This is a genomic window from Luteibacter sp. CQ10, from assembly GCF_040900725.1.
Classification (GTDB): domain Bacteria; phylum Pseudomonadota; class Gammaproteobacteria; order Xanthomonadales; family Rhodanobacteraceae; genus Luteibacter.
The window spans coordinates 154,558-175,371 of sequence record NZ_JAEUYM010000005.1; the positions used below are offsets into that span (position 1 = coordinate 154,558).

A 20,814-nucleotide genomic window follows, 5' to 3' on the forward strand; every position below is an offset into this window, starting at 1 on the left:
GTCGGCCCATGAGCATCACGTGTGTAAAGGCAGGGGCGCCGATGAGTCGTCGAGCCAGCGGCCTTTGCCGCTGGATCGCCAGAACCGGGCGAACAGCAGGATGGCGGCCATGCTCAGGCCCGCGATCAGGCCCATCCACATGCCACGCGCCCCCAGGCCGTGGCCGAAGGCCAGCCACCAGCCCACCGGCATGCCCACGCCCCAGTAGGCGAAGAGGGTGATGACCATGGGCACGCGGGTGTCCTTCATGCCGCGCAAGGCACCGTTCGAGGCCACCTGGATGCCGTCGGAAAACTGGAAGAACCCGGCGAGCACGAGAAGCTGGGACGCCATGGCGATCACCGCCGGATCGTTCGTGTACAGCCCGGCGATCGGCGCGGCGAAGAGCAGCATGGCACCCGACGAGATGAACTGGGTCACCAGCACCAGCGAGATGCCCGACAAGCCGGCATAACGCACCGCCGTGGCGTCGCGCCGGCCCACGGCGTTGCCCACCCGCACGGTGATCGCCATCGACAGGCCCAGCGGGATCATGAAGGCCACCGACGCCACGTTGAGCGCCACGTGATGGCTGGCCGTCACGGTTTCGCCGAGCCGGCCGATCAGCAGCGCCACGGCCACGAACAGGCCCGCCTCCATCAGCAGCGTGACCGCCATGGGCACGCCCACGTGCAGGAGCTGGCCGATCTGCCTCGCATCGGGACGCGCCATGCGCCGACGCAGGCCCAGGTCGCGGTAGTTGCGATGGAGCAACACGTAGATGCCGAAGCCGATCATCTCCAGCCACAGCACGATGGCCGTGGCGATGCCGCTGCCGCGCGCGCCCATCACGGGAAAACCCAGCTTGCCGTACATCAGCACGTAGCCCAGCGGCGCCAGCACCAGCAGGCCGCCGAAGCTGAAATACATCGACGGACGGGGCATCGACAGCCCCTCGGACAACCCGCGCAACGCGAAATACGTGGTGAGCGCCGGCGCGGCGAAGGCGATGGCGTGCAGGAAGGCGGTGACGTCGTGGCGCATGGACTCCACCACGCCGAACAGGGCCATCAGCGGCGAGGCGTGCCAGACGCCGATGCCCAGCAGGATGCCCAGGCCCCAGGCGATGTACAGCGCCTGGTGGAAGGTGGCGCCCACCTCGGTGCGGCGGCCGGCGCCGTCGAGCTGGGCCACCGTGGGCGGCACGGCCATCATGGTGCCGATGCCGGTGACGATCGCCAGCACCCAGATGTTCGCGCCCGTGACCACCGACGCCTGCGTATGCGCGCCCTGGTGGCCGGCGAGCACGGCGTCGACGACGTTGGTGCCGATGGCGGAAAGCTGTGCCGCGATCATCGGCAGCGCCAGGCGGAAGGTGGCGCCGACCTCGCGACGCGCGCGGGCGCGGTCGATGGGCATGGCAGGAAACTATCGGGAAGGCCGGCCATTGTAGCCGCTGCGCAAGAGGAGGTCTTCAGAGTTTGCTCGCGCCCGTGCCATCATCCGCGCGGGGAAAATCTCGAGGGGTGGGGGTCATGAAGGAGCTGGAAGAGGCGCCGGTCCGTTTCTGCGCCAACTGCGGAGCCGCCCTGCAGGGTGAGTTCTGCCATGAATGCGGCCAGTCGGTGCACAGCGTGCTGCGCCCCGTGTCGCACATGCTCGAAGACGCCGGCGACATCTTCTTCCACATGGACGAGCGCATCGTGCACACGGTGCCGCCGTTGTTCACCCAGCCGGGGTTTCTCACCCTGGAATACTTCTCCGGCCGCCGGGTGCGCTACATCGCCCCGTTTCGCCTGATGTTCGTGTTCTGCCTGCTGGCCTTCTTCTTCGTGCACGTGGCGGTCAACGACATGGCCACCCGCTTTCCCGCCATCGGGGACGACACCGGGGCGTTCGCCCACGCGAAGACGCCCGACGAAGTGCGCCAGCTCTACGAGTCGAACATCGAAAACCTGCGCATCACCGAGGCCGATGCCGACGTGCCCGAGCAGGCCAAGGCCGGCTTCAGGACCGCCCGCGCCGCCATGCGGGCCAGTGCCGATGCGCGGCTGGCCGAACTGAAGGCGCCTCCCATCGCCGCCGCGCCGGACGCGGGCAAGGGGGCGGCTACCCCGGCGGAAAAGGAGGCGGGGCGCGGGAAGGACGACGACAGCTACTACGACGCGAACGACGACTGGCTCAACAGCCCATCGAACGTGTCGTTCGGCTGGCTGCCCGATGCCATGGGCGAACGCCTCAACCACTCGATCGACCGCTTCAAGGCCAACCTCAAGCAGATGAGCATGGGCGGCGACGTGGGCAACGAAGCGGTGCATCGCATCGTCGAAGGCATCTTCGGCGTACTGCCGCCGACCATGTTCATCATGGTGCCGGTGTTCGCCCTGATCCTGAAGCTTTTCTATGTGTTCCGGCGGCGACTCTACATGGAGCACGTCATCGTGGCCCTGCACAGCCACGCCTTCCTGTTCCTGGCGCTGCTCATCCTCATGCTGCTGGGCTTCGCCCGCTCGGCCCTCCAGCCCCATGTCGCCATCGCGGCGTCGGGCATTCGCCTGGTGCAGTGGGCCATCGCGATCTGGATGCCCGCCTACCTCCTGCTGATGCAAAAACGGGTCTATCGGCAGGGATGGGGCATGACTATCTTCAAGTACTGGTTGATAGGCAGTGTCTATTTCTGGCTACTCGGATTCGCCCTCGTCATCGCCATGCTGATCGGCCTTTCCCACTAGCCCAAACGCGGGTTGTGCACAGGCGGGAGTGGTGCCTTCGCCTTTGTCAAGGTTCTGCGGATGGTCAGTGAACCTTTTTCGCATCGAATTTCTAAGTGCATGAATTCATGTAATATTTCAGCTTGGTTAAAATGTACCCAAGCTAACCCGAAAGGCTCAACGGTGCGCCTTGGAACCCTTCCATCCGACCCTCATCCACAGACTTATCCACAGGACCTGTGGATAAGCCGGAAACCTTCCCTAGGGCGGGCACTTACCTTTCATTCCTCTTTCTTCAGGTGCTTTGTGGGCCCAAGCCCATGTCATGCTGGTCAATCATTGACCAGCACAATCGGCATACCCCTATAAACTAGGGCCGGTGATGATTCCCGTTCTCCGCGTCGCCCTACCCGTTCCCCTCCTGACCCTTTTCGATTACCTGCCTCCCGAGGGCGGCATCGCGGAGGCGGGGTCCCGCGTGCGCGTGCCGTTCGGCAAGGGCGAGCTGGTCGGCATCGTGATCGAGCCGAACGCCGAGGCGGCCGTCGGCGCCAAGCGACTCAAGCGCGCGCTGGAGGTACTCGACGACGCGCCGCTGCTCGACGCCGAGCTGCTCGCCACCCTGGCCTGGGCGGCGGACTACTGGGCGGGCGCACCGGGGGAGGCTTTCGCCAACGCCCTGCCCCTCGCCCTGCGCGAACCCAAGGCGCTGCCCGCCACCGGCCGGGAGGTGTGGCGGCTCACCCACCACGGTCGCGAAAGCCGCGACGCCGGTACCCGCCGCGGCAGCTCGGCCGCCCTGCTCGATGCGCTGTACGACGGGCCGCGCGCCGCCGATGAACTCGGCCTGGTGCTGCCCGAATGGCGCACGGCCGCGCGCCGCCTGCTCGAGGCGGAGCTGGTCGAGAAACTCGAGTGGGACGAACCCGTCGCACCGGCCACGCCGTCGCCTGGCCCCGTCCTGAGCGACGAACAGGCCTCAGCCGTCGCGGCCGTCGGCGAGGGCTTCGGGAATTTCCAGCCTTACCTGCTCGACGGGGTGACCGGCAGCGGCAAGACCGAGGTCTACCTCGCCCTCATCGAACGAGCGCTCGCCCAGGGCCGGCAGACCCTCCTGCTGGTGCCGGAGATCGGCCTGGCCCCGCAGACCGTGCGCCGGCTCCGCGAACGGCTGGGCGTGACGATCGAGGTGCTGCATTCCAACCTCGCCGAAGGCGAACGGGCACGGGCCTGGCTGCGGGCGCGCAACGGCACCGCCAAGGTGGTGCTCGGCACGCGCTCGGCGGTGTTCACCCCCCTGCCGCGCGCCGGCCTGATCATCGTCGACGAGGAGCACGATCCGTCCTACAAGCAGCAGGACGGTTTCCGCTACCACGCCCGCGATCTCGCCCTGGTCCGCGCCCGTGCGCATGGCATCCCCGTGGTGCTGGGCTCGGCCACCCCGTCGCTGGAAACGTTGGGCAACGTGGAAGCGGGGCGCTACCGGCAGCTCCTGCTGCGCGCCCGGCCCGGTGCCACGCAATCCACCCAGGTGCGCATCGTGGACATGCGCGCCCAACGCCTCGACCACGGGCTGTCGCCGACCCTGCTCAACGCGGTATCCGAGTGCGTCGGCCGTGGCGAGCAGGCGCTGGTCTTCCGCAACCGGCGCGGTTACGCCCCCGTGCTGCTCTGCCACGACTGCGGCTGGCACGCCGACTGCCCGCGTTGCGACCGCCCGATGACGCTGCATGCCGCGCGGCGGCGCCTGATCTGCCACCACTGCGACAATGTGCTTTCCATTCCCCCGGCCTGCCCGTCCTGCGGCTCGGCCAACCTGAGCCCGCAGGGCCAGGGTACCGAACGCCTGGAGGAGGCCCTCGCCGAGCGTTTTCCCGGCGTGGACGTGGTGCGCATCGACCGCGAGACCACGCGGCGCCGCGACGCGTTCGGCGACATCCTCGACCGGCTTCGCGAAGACAAACCCGCGATCCTGGTCGGCACGCAGATGCTCGCCAAGGGCCACGACCTGCCCAACCTCACCCTGGTCGCCATCGTCGGCGTGGACGAGGGCCTGCATAGCGTCGACTTCCGCGCGAGCGAGCGGTTGGCCCAACTGGTGGTGCAGGTGGCCGGCCGCGCCGGCCGGGCGGAAAAGCCCGGCAGCGTGCTGTTGCAGACCCACCACCCCGACCACCCGATGCTGCACGCGCTGCTGCGCGGCGGCTACGCGGCCGTGGCCTCCGGACTGCTCGCCGAGCGCCGCCTGCTCGAACTGCCGCCTTACGCCCACCAGGTGCTGCTGCGTGCGGAAGCGCACGGCCGGCCCGAGGTGGACGCCTTCCTCGCCGAGGCGCATGCCGCCATCGGCGAGCCGGGCGACCTGCGCGTGGCCGGCCCCATGCCGGCGCCGATGCCCCTGCGCGCCGGACGGCACCGCGGCCAGGTGCTGGTGGAGGCGAACTCGCGGCCGGTGCTGCACGCCTTCCTCCGGCCCTGGCAGCACGCCCTGACCGGGTTGCCCTCGGCGCGCAAGGTACGCTGGTCGCTTGATGTCGACCCCATCGACCTCTATTGAACGAATGAAGCCCTAAGATCGGACTTTCGCTGTTCGCCGCCGCCCATCGGCGCGACAATGCCCTTCTCCCCAGGTAACGGAACCCAAGACGTGACCAGCCAGCTCGAACAACTGCGTAAAGTGACCAAGGTCGTCGCCGACACCGGCGACATGTCGGCCATGAAGACCTTCAAGCCCGAAGACGCGACCACCAACCCGTCCCTGCTGCTCAAGGCGGCCGGCATCCCCGAGTACGCCCAGTACATCGACGAAGCCGTGAAGTGGGCGAAGGAGCAGAGCAGCGACCGCGCCCAGCAGCTCGTGGACGCCGGCGATCGGCTCGCCGTCCTGGTGGGTCGCGAGATCCTGAAGATCGTGCCGGGCTACGTCTCGACCGAGGTCGATGCCCGCCTCTCGTTCGACGAGGAAGCCTCCATCGCCAAGGCCAAGCGCCTCATCGGCATGTACAAGGACGTCGGCGTCGACCCGAAGCGGGTGCTGATCAAGCTCGCTTCCACCTGGGAAGGCATCAAGGCCGCCGAGAAGCTTCAGAAGGAAGGCATCAACTGCAACATGACGCTGCTCTTCAGCTTCGAGCAGGCCGTGGCCTGCGCCGAAGCCGGCGCCTTCCTCATCTCGCCGTTCGTGGGCCGCATCTTCGACTGGTACGTCGCCAACACCGACACCAAGACCTACGCGCCGCAGGAAGACCCGGGCGTGAAGTCGGTCCGCCGCATCTACGACTACTACAAGACCCACGGCTACAAGACCGTCGTGATGGGCGCCAGCTTCCGCAACATCGGCCAGATCCAGGCCCTCGCCGGCTGCGACCGCCTCACCATTTCGCCGGACCTGCTCAAGCAGCTCGACGAAACCGACGCCGACCTCCCGCTGGCCCTCAAGGACAACGGCCAGAAGGCCGAGCCGCCGAAGGAAAAGCTCACCGAGGCCAAGTTCCGCTGGGGCCACAACGAAGACGCCATGGCCACCGACAAGCTCGCCGAAGGCATCCGCAAGTTCGCGGTCGACCAGCGCAAGCTGGAAGAACTGCTCGGCGCGAAGCTGTAAGACGGGAAGGGGCCTTCGGGCCCCTTCTTCGTTGGACCTATCGTTCCTTCAGCGGCGCGGAATATCGTAGTCCGTCGTTGCTGCGAACGCAGGAACCCAGCGCCTGGCGTTCGGTCTTCGCGATCCGCTCACCGACGGATCTTCGCCCGTAACAAGCCACGCACCACCGCCCCATAAGGCGGCCGCAGCACCCGCCCCACGTCGAACCGCGCCTGCCGGTATACGCCACGCGCATGGCTGAAGGTACGGAAACCGTCGAAGCCGTGGTAAGCGCCCATTCCCGACGCTCCGATACCGCCGAACGGCAGATCGTCCATCGACAGGTGCATCACCGTGTCGTTGATCGTGACGCCGCCGGCGACCACACGCGACAGGACGCGCTCCTGCTCCGCCCGATCGTCGCCGACGTAATACAAGGCCAACGGACGTGGCCGCGCATGGATCCCCGCGATCGCATCGTCGATGCCGTCGTAAGGCACGACAGGCAATAACGGCCCGAAGATCTCATCCTGCATCACGGCCATGTCGTCGTCCACGCCGAGGATCGCCACCGGCGCGATGCGGCGCATGTCGAGGGCATCGTGATCCGGATGCAGCCATCGCAAGGTCGCGCCCTTGTCACGGGCATCGTCCAGCAGGCCGAGCAATCGCGTGTAATGGCGCTCGTTGACGATCGACGTGTAGTCGGCGTTTCCCCGTAACGTGGGGAACATGCGTTTCGCCGCACGCTCCAGCGCATCGACGAAGGCCGCGAGCTTCTCGCTCGGCACCAGTACATAGTCCGGCGCCACGCAGACCTGCCCGGCATTGAGCGTCTTGCCGAACATCACGCGCATCGCGGCCACGTCGAGATCGGCACCGCGCCCGACGATGGCGGGCGACTTGCCGCCCAGCTCGAGCGTCACGGGCACCAGATGCTCCGACGCCGCGCGCATGACGTGACGCGCGACGGAAGTCGCGCCGGTAAACAGCAGGTGATCGAAAGGCAGCGTCGAAAACGCCTGCCCCACGTCCGGACCGCCGGTGACCACCGCGATGTCGCTTTCGTCGAATGCCTTCGCCAGCATGCGTCGCATCAGCTCGGACGAACGCGGCGTGAACTCCGACGGCTTGATCATCACGCGATTGCCCGCGGCGAGGATGCCCGCCAACGGCACGAACGTGAGGTTGAACGGAAAATTCCAGGGCGAGATCAGTCCCACGACGCCCTTGGGCTGGTAATCCACCCATGCCCTCGCCCCCAGCCAGGCCAACGGCGCGGGCGACACGCCGCGGCGCTCGCGACGCATCCAGCGGCGCACGTGGCGCCGGGCGTGCTTCAGGGGTTCGATGGATGCGGCCACGTCGGTGACCAGGGAGCCCTCGACCGAACGGTGGCCGAAATCCTCGCGCATGGCTTCGGCGATGTCATGGGCATGGTCCACGAGCAGGCCGATGACCCGATCGAGCCGATCGATGCGAGCGGCCGCGCTCGGCGACCCTTCGGTCCGTTGGGCGTGGCGCTGGCGGGCGAGGATGTCATGCATGCGGCGGAGGCTAGCACCGATGCTGCGCTTTCGCGAAAACCCGGCGTGAGATGGAATGGCAGGCCGCGCCTCACGCGGGCAGCGGTTTCCCGTCCGCGATGCCCGCCTCGTAATCCGCCGCTTCGGCCATCAGCCAGTCACGCACCTTCATCACGCCGCCGTGCGACTCCGAGCGTTTCGGGTACACGAGGTAGTACGCCTCGGCCACCCGCATCCGCTCCTTGCACAGCACCGTGAGCGCGCCACACTCGATGAGCGAGCGCGCCATCACCAACCGCCCCAGGGCCACGCCCATGCCTTCCAGGACCGCGCGCTGGAGGTGTTCGGTATTGTCGAAGCGGGCCACGTAACGCGAGGGCAAGGGCATGCCGAACTGTTCGGCCCAGTCGGTCCAGCGGCCGGACGGATCGCCCAGCAGCGGCCAGCCCGCGAGCGAGGTATCGGGCAGTCCACCCATGCGGCGCACCAGCGAAGGACTGGCGATGGGCACGATGTATTCGCCGAACAGCCGCTCCGCTCGCGTGCGTGGCCACGCCCCCAACCCGTAGCGGAACGCACAGTCGATGGTGGGCTCGCGATCGAAGTCGGCCAGCGCGACGGACGAGTGCAGGCTGAGTTCCAGTTCGGGGTGTTTCGCCACCAGGCGCGGCAGCCTCGGCACCAGCCAACTCGAGGCGACCGACGGAAGCACGCTCAGCGTCACGAGGTCCTGGTGGCGGCTCTGGTAACGGTTGAGTGCGTGTTCGATGCCCTCGAAATGATGGCCGATCGCATCGAGGAGGTGGGAGCCCTCGGAAGTGAGGGTCACGCCGCGCGGCCCCCGCTCGAAAAGCGTGCGGCCGAGGCGCTCCTCGAGGTTGCGTATCTGGTGGCTGAGCGCACTGACCGTCAGGTTGAGCTGTTCGGCCGCGCGGGACAACTTGCCCGTACGGGCGACCAGAACGAACCCCTGGAGCAGACCGAGCGGCAAGCGGGACATGGGCGATTCCTCGTGGCCGGGTTGCAATTCTCTCAAGGCCGGGTTGCAAACATATCGCTTTTTGGCCGCGCGAGAAACGCGCACCCTTTAGCTCACCGAAAGCCGCAAGGGCTTGCGGCAGCGACTTCAGGAGGGTGTCATGGCATCGATCTTCACTGGCCTTGCCTTCATGCACGGCCACATCGTGAACAGGGAACTCGTGATGGCATTGGGCCGGGCCGAACCCGTGGCCGGGTCGGGCAAGATCCACGACGCGCGTGCCAACCGCGAAGCGAAGAAAGCGCGCGAAGGGGACGATGCCCTGGCCTGCGTCCCGGGGTGCTGCTGACGCATCACGCGGCGCCAACCCTGGCGGAGTGAGAATCGGGTTTTGCCTTTCGGAGAACCCATCCATGAAGCTTCGGCAGCTCGGTCGCTCGCCGCTCCAGGTCGCCCCGCTCGCCTTCGGCGGCAACGTGTTCGGCTGGAGCGTCGACGAGGCACGCTCGTTCGACCTCCTCGATGCGTTCGTCGACGAGGGCTTCAACCTCATCGATACCGCGGATGTCTACGAAGCCTGGGTGCCTGGCAACGAAGGCGGCGAGTCGGAAACCATCATCGGCAACTGGTTGAAGGCGTCGGGCAAGCGCGACAAGGTGCTCATCGCGACCAAGGTCGGTAAGTGGGCGCGCTATCCGGGGCTTTCGCCGACCAACATCAAGGAGGCGGTGGAAGATTCCCTCCGCCGCCTCAAGACCGACTACATCGACCTCTACCAATCGCACGAGGACGATCCGAAAGTGCCGCTGGAGGAAACGTTGCGCGCGTTCGACGACCTGGTCGCCTCGGGCAAGGTCCGCGCCATCGGCGCATCGAACTACGCACCCACCCGGCTTGCCGATGCGCTCGATACCAGTGGCAACAAGGGCCTGTGCCGCTACGAGTCGCTGCAACCGGAATACAACCTCATGGACCGCAAGGGTTTCGAGGACGCCTTGCAGCCGCTCTGCGTGGAAAAGGAGATCGGCGTCATCACCTACTACTCGCTTGCCAGCGGCTTTCTAAGCGGCAAGTACCGGAGCGAAGCCGACCTGGCCAAGAGCAAGGCGCGCGGCAGCCGGGTGAAAACCTACCTGGGCGAGCGTGGCACGCGCGTGCTTGGCGCGCTCGACCAGGTGGCGGAAAAGCATGGCGGCACCCCTGCGCAGGTCGCGCTCGCGTGGTTGATGACACGTCCCGCCGTATCGGCGGTCATCGCCAGCGCGACGACGGTGGAGCAACTGCGCGACATCGCGCGCTCGGCGTCCCTCGCGCTGAGCGACGACGACGTCGCGGTTCTCGACGCAGCCAGCAGCTAGAGTCCATCCCCTACAGAACATCGAGGCCAAGGCCTACACGACAGCGAGGGCGATATCGCCATGATGATGCGGCCGGCATGAAGCCGGCAACGCACTCAAGGAGGATACATGCGCCGCTTCATCCGCTTTCCGACGTTGGCCCAAACGGTGTTTGCCGTCGCCGCCCTGTTCCACGGCACCAGTGTCCTGGCGGCCGAGGCCACGACCGGCCTGCGCTGCCACTATCGCCTGCGCGACGACCATTCCGGTGCCGCCACCGCGTTCGCCATGCCCAACTACAAGGTCAAGGGCTACTGGCGAAGCTCCAGCATCCTGCCCTCGCGAAGCCTGTTCTTCACCCAGGACCGTCCGCAGAACCTGCTCGACGCTTGCCGCCTCTATCTCGCCACCCTGCCGCGGGTCGGCGATTTCGTCGGCGTGACCGCCGCCACCTCGGCGCAGAGCTACAACTACGAGTTCTGGTACAACGGCGATCTCAAGCCCGGCGCCCCTATCGAACGCATCGTGTCGTTCGGCGACAGCCTCTCCGACACCGGCAACATGCACAACGAATCCCAGTGGCGGCTTCCCAGCGACGCCTGGTACGCGGGACGATTCAGCAACGGCCCGGTCTGGGTCGAACACCTCGCCCGCCGCAACGGCCTTACCCTCCACAACTGGGCCATCGGCGGTGCGCAGACCCGTGACGTGTATTTCGGATTGATCCATGGCGTCGACAGCCAGGTGGAAGGCTTCTTCAACTACATGCAATCGGCCGAGAACTACGACATCTCCCGCACCCTGTTCACCTTCCTCGCGGCGGGCAACGATTTCGTCAACGACACCAAGACGGCACCCGAGATCCTCGACCAGCAGGAAAAGACCTTACGGAAACTGGCCGAAAAGGGCGCGCGCAAGATCCTCCTCGTCAATCTCCCCGATGTCTCCGTGGCACCGGTTTTCCGCATGGGGCGTACCGACGGAGCCACCGTGCTGGGCAAGGTGGAGTATTACAACGCGCACCTGGGCGACATGGCGCGTCGGGTCGCCGCGATGACCGGAGCCGAGATCCGCGTGGTGGACGTGCGCTCGTCGTTCGACGACGTGATGGCCCACCCCGAGCGATACGGCTTCAGCAACACCACGCAGTCGTGCCTGCAGATCGATACGGACAGCTCGCTCAACTACCTGCGCAAGCCGGCCCTGCGCGCCGGCTGCTTTCCTGCCGATTACGTGTTCTGGGACAGTCTGCATCCGACCACCCGCATGCATGAACTCATGGCCGGCTGGGCCGTCGAATCGGCGCCTCCATCGTGGGGACTGCACTGATCGAGGCATGGCTGCCGGTAGAACGGCACGCGCCATCCCGCAAGGTCGACATCGCGATCCTCACCGTGACGCTCCCGGCATCACGCCGGGAGCGTCACGTGCGGATCAACGCAGTGCGTCGATGGCCGCGTTGAAGGTGGCGCTCGGACGCATGGCCTGGCTGACCAGCGCCATGTCGGGATGGTAATAGCCCTTGATCTCCACCGGGTGGCCCTGCGCGCCGTTGAGCTCACCGACGATGGTCGCCTCGCCCTCGCCGAGCGCCTTGGCCAACGGCGCGAACTTCGCCTTCAGCTCGGCATCGTCGTCCTGCGCGGCCAGCGCCTCGGCCCAGTACAGCGCCAGGTAGAAGTGGCTGCCACGATTGTCGATCTCGCCGACCTTGCGCGCGGGCGACTTGTTGCTGTCCAGGAAACGTCCGTTGGCCTGGTCGAGCGTCTTCGCCAGCACGCGGGCGTGGCGGTTGTCGTAGCGCTCGGCGAGGTGTTCGAGCGACGCGGCCAGGGCAAGGAACTCACCCAGCGAATCCCAGCGCAGGTAGTTCTCTTCCACGAACTGCTGCACGTGTTTCGGTGCCGATCCGCCGGCACCGGTTTCGAACAAGCCGCCGCCGGCCATGAGCGGCACGATGGAGAGCATCTTGGCGGAGGTGCCCAGTTCCATGATCGGGAACAGGTCGGTGAGGTAATCGCGCAGCACGTTGCCGGTGACCGAGATGGTGTCCTGGCCCTTGCGGATGCGCTCGAGCGAGAACGCCGTGGCTTCCACCGGCGACAGGATGCGCAGGTCGAGACCCGCGGTGTCGTGGTCCTTGAGGTAACGCTCGACCTTGGCGATCACTTGCGCGTCGTGCGCACGGTGCTTGTCCAGCCAGAACACCGCCGGCGTCTCCGACAGGCGCGCACGCTGCACGGCGAGCTTCACCCAGTCCTGGATCGGCGCATCCTTGGTCTGGCACATGCGCCAGATATCGCCCTCGTCCACCGCATGCTCGAACACCGTCGAGCCGTCGTCCGCCACCACGCGCACGGTGCCGTCGGCCGGGATCTGGAAGGTCTTGTCGTGCGAGCCGTATTCCTCGGCCTTCTGCGCCATCAGACCGACGTTGGGCACGCTGCCCATGGTGGCCGGATCGAAGGCGCCGTGGGCGATGCAGTCGTCGATCACCGCCTGGTACACGCCCGCGTAGGAGCGGTCGGGGATGATGGCCTTGGCGTCCTGCAGCTTGCCTTCGGCGTTCCACATGCCGCCGGAGTCGCGGATCATCGCCGGCATGGAGGCGTCGACGATCACGTCGCTGGGCACGTGCAGGTTGGTGATGCCCTTATCCGAATTGACCATGGCCAGGCCCGGGCGCTTGGCGTACTCGGCCTTGAGGTCGGCTTCGATCTCGGCACGCTTGGCCGCATCGAGCTTGTCCAGGCGTGCGTAGAGGTCGCCGATGCCGTTGTTGGCGTCGAAGCCTACCTGCTTGAGCAGGTCGGCGTGCTTGGCCAGCACATCCTTGTAGAACTCGCGCACGACGATGCCGAACATGATGGGATCGGACACCTTCATCATGGTGGCCTTCAGGTGCAGCGAGAACAGCACGCCCTTGGCCTTGGCATCCTCGATCTGCGCATCGATGAAGGCGGCGAGCTTCTTGCGGCTCATCACGGCGGCATCGACGATCTCGCCGGCCTTCACCGCGACCTTCTCCTTCAGTACCTTCACCGCGCCGTCCTTGCCGACGAATTCGATGCGCAGGCTACCGGCCTTGTCGAGCGTCGCGGACTTCTCACTGCCATAGAAATCACCGCCGTCCATGTGGGACACGTGCGACTTCGATTCGCTGGACCACTTGCCCATGCGATGCGGATGCTTGCGCGCGTAGTTCTTCACCGAGAGCGGCGCACGGCGATCGGAGTTGCCTTCGCGAAGCACCGGATTCACCGCGCTGCCCATGGCCTTGCCATAGCGGGCGTTGCTTTCCTTCTCGGCATCGGTGGCGGGTGCGTCGACATAATCGGGCAGGTCGTAGCCCTGCGACTGCAATTCGCGAATGGCGGCCTTCATCTGCGGCACGGAGGCGCTGATGTTCGGCAGCTTGATGATGTTGGCCTCGGGCGTGGTGGCCAGCTCGCCGAGTTCGGCGAGGTGGTCGCCGATGCGCTGCGCGTCGGTCAGGCGATCGGGGAACTGGGCCAGGATGCGGCCGGCGAGCGAGATGTCGCGCGTTTCCACCGCCACGCCGGCGGTGCCCGCGAAGGCCTCGATGATCGGCAGGAACGAGGCCGTGGCGAGGAACGGGGCTTCGTCGGTGAGCGTGTAGATGATCTTGGGCGACTTCGACATGTGCGGGGAGCCTTCTACGTGAGTGGGCCAGGTCATGGGGCCGCGCCGGAGGCACCGCAAGGGGGCTATCGCGGGCGGACAACCCTGCCATTGTGGCCCGGATGGGGTTCGAGGGGAAAGCGAGGGGTGGGCATGGGAGTTGTGCGCTCGCGGCAAGATGCAGCGCTCGTACGGTGCGGCGGGAGCTTGCGGGCATGGCACCTCGCCGGTCGGAAGAGCCGCTGGCCTCGGCCCCTTGCCGCGACATCTGGAGCCGAGGACGGTCGGGCGGATGAGGCCGCGCAGCGGGATCGGCCATGGATGGCCGATCTTTTCCGCCGAGGCAGGATGCCGAGTCGGAAAACCCCGCCCGACCGTCCGTGCCCGCAGGGGCGCGAGCCATCAGACACCGAGCCGCGTAGCGGCTCCTCCTTTCCCAAGGGACGGTGAAGCCGTCGCGGCAAGGGGCCGAGGCCAGCGGCTCCTCACCTCACCGCACGAGCGCTCAAGCCCGCGCAGCCCGCAATCCCTTCCGCTCGCGCCGCCGCGCCTTTCGCGCTTTCCAACGCTCGGACAGGCACGCGAAGATCACGTACAGAGCCGGCGTGGAAAGCAACGTCAGGCTCTGCGAGATCAACAGGCCGCCGATCATCGCGATGCCCAGCGGGCGGCGCAGTTCGGAGCCCTCGCCCAGGCCGATGGCGATCGGCAGCGCGGCGAGGATCGCCACCATCGTGGTCATCATGATCGGACGGAAACGCACCAGGCAGGCTTCGCGGATGGCCTCCTTCGAGGTGAGGCCGCGCTCGCGCTGCGCCACCAGGGCGAAGTCGATCATCATGATCGCGTTTTTCTTCACGATGCCGATGAGCAGCACCAGCGCGATCATCGCCACCACCGACAGCTCGGTGTCGGTGATGACCAGCGCGGCCAGCGCGCCGACGCCGGCGGCGGGCAGCGTCGAGAGGATGGTCACCGGATGGATGAGGCTCTCGTAGAGCATGCCCATGAGCAGGTAGACGGTGACGATCGCGGCGAGGATCAACAGCGGCATGTCGCTCTGCGTCTGCTGGAAGCGACGGAAATCGCCGCCCGCTTCCACCCGGATATCGCCGGGCATGCGCATGCCGGCCACCGTCTTCTGGATGATTGCCGTGGCCTCGCCGAGGCTGACGCCCTCGGCCAGGTTGAAGCTCACGTCCATCGTGGTGTATTGGTCTTCATGCACGATTTGCGTGGGCGCGAGACCGGGTTCCTGCTTTGTCACCGCCGAGATGGGCACCATCGCGCCCGAATCGGCTTTCACGTAAAGCTGGTTGAGCGCGTCGGGCGTGGCGGCCATCTGCGGCAGCGAGTTGACGATGACGCGGTATTGGTTGATGTCCGAATAGATGGTGGACACGGCGCGCTGACCGAACGCGTTGTAAAGCGCACCATCGATGGTACCGATGCCGACGCCCAGGCGCGCGGCGGTGTCGCGGTCGATCGTGAGGTTCTGGCGGAGGCCGGCGGCGTCGATATCGCTGCCCACGTCCTTGAGCATCTTGTTCTTCTTCAGCGCGTCCACGAGCCTGGGCAGCCACAACTGCATCTCGGCCACGTCGTTGCCCTTGAGCGATACCGAATACTGGCCGCCCTGCGACGAACCGCCGCCACCGCCGGTGGGCAGGTCCTGGATCGGGCGAAGGCGCAGGTTGAGGTCGGGATAGCGGTTGGCCTTGGCGGAGAGACGGGCCAGTGCGTCGAAGGTAGTGTCCTGGCGGCCGTCGGCCACCGTCTTCAACTCGATGTTGAACGAGCCGGTCGAACCCGTGCGGCTCGTACCCAGGCGCGAACCGACCGCGCGGACATCGGGATCGGCGAGCAACATGTCGGTGAGGCGCTTCTGGCGCTCTTTCATTTCGCCGAACGACACGGTGGAGCTCGCGTTGGCGCGCGCCGCGATGAGTCCGGTGTCCTGCGGCGGGAAGAAACCGCCCTTGACCATGCCGAAGAGGAAGAAGGTGATGACCACCAGCCCCAAAGGCGTCAGCGCCATGAGCAAGGCGTGGCGCAGCGTCCAGTCGAGCGCGCCGCGGTACATGCCGACCATCCGCTCGTGCATGCGCTCCAGCGCCATGCCCAGCTTCGATTCGGGTTTCTGGTCCTTGTGCGCCCGGAGGAACTGGCCGCACAACGAGGGCGTGAGCGTGAGCGACACCACCGCCGATACGACGATGGCCGCGATCAGCGTGACGGTGAATTCCTTGAAGAACATGCCGAAGATGCCGGGGGCCAGCAGCAACGGGATGAACACGGCAATGAGCGAGCCGGTGATCGAGACGATGGTGAAGCCGATCTCGCGCGCACCGAGAAGCGCCGCCTCGAACCGGGGTATGCCTTCGTCCATGTGACGGATGACGTTCTCGATGACCACGATGGCGTCGTCGACCACGAAACCGATGGCGATCACCAGGGCGAGCAGCGTGAGATTGTTGAGCGTGTAGCCGAACGAGTACATCACCACGAACGCGCCGGCCAGCGACAACGGCACGGCCAGGCCCGCGATCACCGTGGGCGCAAGGCGACGCAGGAACACCGCCATGGTCATGATGACCATCGCCAGGCTGATCAGCAGCGTGGCCTGCACCTCGTGCAGCGAGGCGCGGATGGTAGGCGTGCCGTCGAAGAACGGGTGCAGCTCGGCACCCGCCGGCAGCCAGCTCTGCATCGTCGGAATGAGCGCCTTCACGCGATCGACGGTGGCGATGATGTTCGCGTCCGACTTGCGGTACACGTACATCAGGATGCCCGGGTGGCCGTTGAACCACGCGGCCTGGTACGCATCCTGCTGGCCGTCGTACACCTTGGCGATGTCGGACAGGCGCACCGGCGTACCGTTCTTGTTGGCGATCACCAGGCGGCCGAATTCCTCGGCCGTGTGCAGCGAGTCGTTGGCGATGACCGCCATGTCGGTCTGGCCGTCGCTGAGGAAGCCCTGCGGCGAGGTGACGTTGGCGGCCGTAAGCGCGTTGCGCAGCTGGTCGGGCGACAGGCCCATGGCGTTGAGCGCGCGCAGGTTCACGTCGACGCGGATGGCCGGCGTGGCGCTGCCGGCGATGTCCACCGAGGCGATGCCCTCCTGTTGGCGCAGGCGCTGCGCGAGGATGGAATCGGCCACGTTGTAGAGGGCCGTGGGCGCCATCGTGTCGGAGGTGAGCGCCAGCACGATGATGGGATCGTCGTTGGGGTTGGCCTTCTGGTACGACGGCGCGTTGAGCAGGCCAGGGGGAAGATCCGGTTGCGCGGCGTTGATCGCCGTCTGCACGTCGCGCGCCGCCGCGTCGATGTTGACGCCGTTCTGGAAGAACAGCAGCACGAAGGTGGAGCCTTCCGAGCTGTTCGAGCGCATCTGCTCGATGCCCGGCACCTGTCCCAGGTGGCGTTCCAACGGTGCCGCCACCGTGGAGGCCATGGTGCCCGCGTCGGCGCCCGACTGCTGCGCGCTGACGAAGATGGCGGGGAACTGGATCGTCGGCAGGGCCGCCACGCCGAGCAGCGAGTAGCAGATGATGCCCACGATGAAGATACCGATGGCCAGCAGCGAGGTGCCGATGGGGCGTCGGATGAAGGGACCGGAAATATTCATGGGGCGAAGCGGGTCATGGGCGGGCGCGCGCGAAATATTCCGTCATCAACGCGCGAACCGGAAAAAGGTTTCGCCGGGCGGTGTTGGCGCCCGGCGAATGAGGGTTCGACATGGTGTCCGGTGAAACCATCAGCTCGCGATTCGCGGCTGGGCCTGGGTAAGGGCGCGTTGTCGCTTGCGTTCGGCCAGCCAGTCGGAGAACCGCTCCATGTAGAGATAGATCACCGGCGTCGTGTACAGGGTGACCAGCTGCGATAGCAGCAGGCCTCCCACGATGGACACGCCCAGCGGCTTGCGCAGCTCCGAACCGATGCCGCTGCCCAGCGCCAGCGGCAGGGCGCCGAGCAGTGCCGCGGCGGTGGTCATCATGATGGGGCGGAAGCGCAGCAGGCAGGCGCGGCGGATGGCTTCGGCGGCGTTCATGCCGGTGCGCTTCGCTTCGATGGCGAAGTCGATCATCATGATCGCGTTCTTCTTCACGATGCCGATCAGCAGCACGATGCCCACGATGCCGTCGACCGAGAGCGTCATGCCGCACATCAGCAAGGCCAGCAGCGCGCCGACACCGGCCGGCGGCAACGTGGAGATGATCGTCAGCGGATGGATGTAGCTCTCGTAGAGCACGCCCAGCACGATGTAGATCACGATGATCGAAGCCAGCAGCAGGAGTACCTCGTCGCCCACCGAGGACGAGAACTCCGCGGCCTTGCCGATGAACTGGCCGCGCACCGACGCCGGGAAGTTCAGCTCCTTCTCCACCTCGTGGATGGCATCCACGGCGGACGACAGCGACTCGCCCTGGGCGAGGTTGAACGAGATGGTGACCGAGGGCAGCTGCTGCAGGTGGCTCGCCACCAACGGCGCCGAGGTGACCTTGGCGCTGGCCAGCGAGGCGATGGGAATGGTGCCGCCCGCACCCACCTGGAAGCCCACGTTGCCGGTGTTGCCGATGCCCGCCGGCGTGGCCGAGTTGCTCGAGGCGAGCTGGCCGAAGCTGGTGGCGTTGGAGCCGGTGAGCGCGCCGTTGCCGTTGCCGCGCACGGTGAGCTTGTTGAGGAGGTCTTTGCTGGTGCGGAATTCCGGCGCCACTTCCAGCACGACGCGGTATTGGTTCAGCTGGGTGAAGATCGTGGAGATCTGGCGCTGGCCGAAGGCATCGTAGAGCGTGTCGTCGATGGTCTGCACCGGCACGCCCAGGCGGCTGGCGCTGTCGCGGTCGATGGTGAGCTTGAGCGCGGTGCCCTGGTCGGCGAGGTTGTTGTCGACGTCGGCCAGCTCCTTGCGCTTGCGCAGCGCCGAGGTCATCTGTTGCGCGTAGCCCGCCAGCTCCGTGCTGTTCACGTCGGACAGCGAGTACTGGTATTCGGTGGCGGACACCTGGCTGTCGAGCGTGACGTCCTGCACCGGCTTCAGGTACAGCGCCACGCCGGCGATCTGCGAGGCCGCGCGTTGCAGGCGCGGCAGTACCTCGTCGAGGCTGTCGCGGTCGCTGCGGTTCTTCAGCACCAGGGAGATCTGGCCCTGGTTCAGCGTCGGATTGACCGAGCCCGCGCCGATGAAGGCGGCCACGCCGGACACGGCCGGGTCCTTCGCCAGGGCATCGGCCACGGCCTTGGTGCGCACTTCCATCTGCGGGAAGGCCACGTTCTGGTCGGCCTGCACCACGGCGGTGATGAGGCCGGTGTCCTGCTCGGGCAGCAGGCCCTTGGGGATCACGATGTAGAGCACCACGGTGAGCGCTACCGTGAGCGCGGCGATCAGCATCGTGAACGGGCGGTGGTCGAGCACCCAGTCGAGGCTGCGGCCGTAGCCTTCGACGATGCGCGACCACGTGGTGGGCTTGCCCGCGGCGATGGCGTGCTCGTGGGCGTCCTCGGCCTCGGGCAGTTCGTCGGCCTTGAGCAGGTAGGCGCACATCATCGGGGTGAGGGTCAGCGAGACCAGCATCGAGATCGCCACGGCGATCGTCAGCACCCAGGCGAATTCGTGGAACAGGCGGCCGGTGACGCCGGGCATCAGCAGCAGCGGCAGGAACACGGCGATGAGCGACACGGTGAGGGACAGCACCGTGAAGCCGATTTCCTTCGCGCCGATCTCGGCGGCCGTCTTGCCGTCGTGGCCCTGCTCGATGTAGCGGACGATGTTCTCGATCATCACGATCGCGTCGTCGACGACGAAGCCCGTGGCGACCGCCAGCGCCATCAGCGAGAGGTTGTCGAGCGACATGTTGGCGAAGGCCATCACGCCGAAGGTGCCCATCAGCGACAGCGGCACGGCCACCGACGGAATCACCGTGGCCCACAGGCGGCGCAGGAAGACGAAGATCACCGCCACCACGAGGCAGATGGTGAGGATCAGGGTGAACTGGACGTCTTCCACCGAGGCGCGAATGGTGATGGTGCGGTCGGCGAACACATCCAGGTGTACGTCGGCCGGCAGCACCTTCTGCAGGTCGGGAAGGGTCTGGCGGATTTGCTGTACCGTCTGCACGATGTTCGCGCCGGGCTGGCGGCGGATGTCGAGTAGCACGGCGGACTTGCCGTTGGCCCAGGCGGCGAGCTGGTCATTCTCCACGCCATCGATCACGTTGGCCACGTCGGACAGGCGCACCGGGGCACCGTTCTTGTAGCTGATGATCGTGTCCTTGTACGCGGCCGCGTCTTCGAGCTGGTCGTTGGTGCCGATGCTGTAAGACTGCGTCTTGCCGTTCAACGTACCCTTGGGCGCGTTGACGTTGGCCTGGGTGAGCGAGCTGCGCACGTCTTCCAGCGTGAGGCCGAGGTTGGCCAGCTGCGCCGGGTTGACCTGGATGCGCACGGCGGGACGCACGTTGCCGGCGATGGAGACCAGGCCCACGCCCTCCACCTGCGCGAGCTTCTGCGCGAGGATCGAGTCCGCGAAGTTGTTCACGTCGCGCAGCGGCAGGCTCTCGGACGTGAGCATCAGCGTCATGATCGGCGCGTCGGCCGGATTCACGCGGTTGTATACCGGCGGATACGGCAGGTTGTTGGGCAGCGTGCCGCGCGCCTGGTTGATCGCCGCCTGCACGTCCTGTGCGGCGATGTCGATGTCGCGATCCATGTTGAACTGCAGCACGATCGTCGACAGGCCGGCCGACGAGTCGGAACTCATCATCGACAGGCCGGATATCTGACCGAAATTGCGCTCCAGCGGCGTGGTGATCAGCGCCGCCATCGTGGTGGCGCTGGCACCGGGATACTGGGTGGTGACGACGAGGCTCGGCGCGTCTATCTCCGGCAACGCCGACACCGGCAGCTGGCGGTAGCCGAGGATGCCCAGCAGCAGCACCGCCACCATGAGCAGCGAGGTCGCGATCGGCCGGCGAATGAAGAGTGTCGAGAAACCCACGTTCTGATCCTGGTGTCGTGGCCCCTGGAGGCCCGGTGCGGCGCGCCCGGCGGGGCGCGC

Annotated in this window: 12 protein-coding genes; 6 read left to right on the forward strand and 6 right to left on the reverse strand. The window is 66.6% G+C overall.

The window, feature by feature from the left end; genetic code table 11:
• Positions 1 to 15 precede the first annotated feature (15 nt).
• Positions 16 to 1,398, reverse strand: a complete 1,383-nt coding sequence (locus tag JNG39_RS18225) for an MATE family efflux transporter (RefSeq protein WP_368313403.1) — start codon at positions 1,396 to 1,398, stop codon at positions 16 to 18.
• Positions 1,399 to 1,514: 116 nt separating this feature from the next.
• Here JNG39_RS18225 and JNG39_RS18230 point away from each other — a divergent pair, with 116 nt between their 5' ends.
• From JNG39_RS18230 to tal, 3 genes are all read left to right on the forward strand, one after another.
• Positions 1,515 to 2,711: a DUF3667 domain-containing protein gene (locus JNG39_RS18230; RefSeq protein WP_368313404.1), complete on the forward strand. Its 1,197-nt coding sequence runs from the start codon at positions 1,515 to 1,517 to the stop codon at positions 2,709 to 2,711.
• A 361-nt stretch (positions 2,712 to 3,072) separates the two neighbouring features.
• Positions 3,073 to 5,247, forward strand: coding sequence for a primosomal protein N' (locus JNG39_RS18235; RefSeq protein ID WP_368313405.1), 2,175 nt, complete (start codon positions 3,073 to 3,075; stop codon positions 5,245 to 5,247).
• A gap of 57 nt (positions 5,248 to 5,304) precedes the next feature.
• Positions 5,305 to 6,294, forward strand: a complete 990-nt coding sequence (gene tal / locus JNG39_RS18240; RefSeq protein WP_368313406.1) for a transaldolase — start codon at positions 5,305 to 5,307, stop codon at positions 6,292 to 6,294.
• Positions 6,295 to 6,422: 128 nt separating this feature from the next.
• Here the strand turns inward: tal and JNG39_RS18245 are convergent, their stop codons facing one another.
• Together JNG39_RS18245 and JNG39_RS18250 are read right to left on the reverse strand one after the other, a co-directional pair.
• A complete protein-coding gene (locus tag JNG39_RS18245; RefSeq protein ID WP_368313407.1) occupies positions 6,423 to 7,820 on the reverse strand; it encodes a coniferyl aldehyde dehydrogenase in 1,398 nt (465 codons plus the stop codon).
• 70 nt (positions 7,821 to 7,890) lie between these two features.
• Complete coding sequence (locus JNG39_RS18250) at positions 7,891 to 8,799, reverse strand: LysR substrate-binding domain-containing protein (protein ID WP_368313408.1); 909 nt, start codon at positions 8,797 to 8,799, stop codon at positions 7,891 to 7,893.
• Between the two features lie 139 nt (positions 8,800 to 8,938).
• Here JNG39_RS18250 and JNG39_RS18255 point away from each other — a divergent pair, with 139 nt between their 5' ends.
• From JNG39_RS18255 to JNG39_RS18265, 3 genes are all read left to right on the forward strand, one after another.
• The gene (locus tag JNG39_RS18255; RefSeq protein ID WP_368313409.1) at positions 8,939 to 9,127 is read left to right on the forward strand and encodes a hypothetical protein; all 189 of its coding nucleotides are present in this window, start codon (positions 8,939 to 8,941) and stop codon (positions 9,125 to 9,127) included.
• 64 nt (positions 9,128 to 9,191) lie between these two features.
• Positions 9,192 to 10,136 (forward strand): aldo/keto reductase, encoded by a 945-nt coding sequence (locus JNG39_RS18260; RefSeq protein WP_368313410.1) that lies wholly within the window; start codon positions 9,192 to 9,194, stop codon positions 10,134 to 10,136.
• A gap of 108 nt (positions 10,137 to 10,244) precedes the next feature.
• Positions 10,245 to 11,444: an SGNH/GDSL hydrolase family protein gene (locus JNG39_RS18265; protein WP_368313411.1), complete on the forward strand. Its 1,200-nt coding sequence runs from the start codon at positions 10,245 to 10,247 to the stop codon at positions 11,442 to 11,444.
• A gap of 105 nt (positions 11,445 to 11,549) precedes the next feature.
• Here the strand turns inward: JNG39_RS18265 and JNG39_RS18270 are convergent, their stop codons facing one another.
• From JNG39_RS18270 to JNG39_RS18280, 3 genes are all read right to left on the reverse strand, one after another.
• Positions 11,550 to 13,778, reverse strand: a complete 2,229-nt coding sequence (locus tag JNG39_RS18270) for an NADP-dependent isocitrate dehydrogenase (RefSeq protein ID WP_368313412.1) — start codon at positions 13,776 to 13,778, stop codon at positions 11,550 to 11,552.
• A gap of 484 nt (positions 13,779 to 14,262) precedes the next feature.
• A complete protein-coding gene (locus JNG39_RS18275) occupies positions 14,263 to 17,385 on the reverse strand; it encodes an efflux RND transporter permease subunit (protein ID WP_368313413.1) in 3,123 nt (1,040 codons plus the stop codon).
• Positions 17,386 to 17,514: 129 nt separating this feature from the next.
• Positions 17,515 to 20,754 (reverse strand): efflux RND transporter permease subunit, encoded by a 3,240-nt coding sequence (locus JNG39_RS18280; protein ID WP_368313414.1) that lies wholly within the window; start codon positions 20,752 to 20,754, stop codon positions 17,515 to 17,517.
• Positions 20,755 to 20,814: the final 60 nt, after the last annotated feature.

What these genes read in the sequence shown, in the direction of transcription:
- JNG39_RS18225 (WP_368313403.1), bottom strand. Translation starts at nt 1,398, where the DNA reads ATGCCCATCGACCGCGCCCGCGCGCGTCGCGAGGTCGGCGCCACCTTC.
- JNG39_RS18230 (WP_368313404.1), top strand. Translation starts at nt 1,515, where the DNA reads ATGAAGGAGCTGGAAGAGGCGCCGGTCCGTTTCTGCGCCAACTGCGGA.
- JNG39_RS18235 (WP_368313405.1), top strand. Translation starts at nt 3,073, where the DNA reads ATGATTCCCGTTCTCCGCGTCGCCCTACCCGTTCCCCTCCTGACCCTT.
- tal (WP_368313406.1), top strand. Translation starts at nt 5,305, where the DNA reads ATGCCCTTCTCCCCAGGTAACGGAACCCAAGACGTGACCAGCCAGCTC.
- JNG39_RS18245 (WP_368313407.1), bottom strand. Translation starts at nt 7,820, where the DNA reads ATGCATGACATCCTCGCCCGCCAGCGCCACGCCCAACGGACCGAAGGG.
- JNG39_RS18250 (WP_368313408.1), bottom strand. Translation starts at nt 8,799, where the DNA reads ATGTCCCGCTTGCCGCTCGGTCTGCTCCAGGGGTTCGTTCTGGTCGCC.
- JNG39_RS18255 (WP_368313409.1), top strand. Translation starts at nt 8,939, where the DNA reads ATGGCATCGATCTTCACTGGCCTTGCCTTCATGCACGGCCACATCGTG.
- JNG39_RS18260 (WP_368313410.1), top strand. Translation starts at nt 9,192, where the DNA reads ATGAAGCTTCGGCAGCTCGGTCGCTCGCCGCTCCAGGTCGCCCCGCTC.
- JNG39_RS18265 (WP_368313411.1), top strand. Translation starts at nt 10,245, where the DNA reads ATGCGCCGCTTCATCCGCTTTCCGACGTTGGCCCAAACGGTGTTTGCC.
- JNG39_RS18270 (WP_368313412.1), bottom strand. Translation starts at nt 13,778, where the DNA reads ATGTCGAAGTCGCCCAAGATCATCTACACGCTCACCGACGAAGCCCCG.
- JNG39_RS18275 (WP_368313413.1), bottom strand. Translation starts at nt 17,385, where the DNA reads ATGAATATTTCCGGTCCCTTCATCCGACGCCCCATCGGCACCTCGCTG.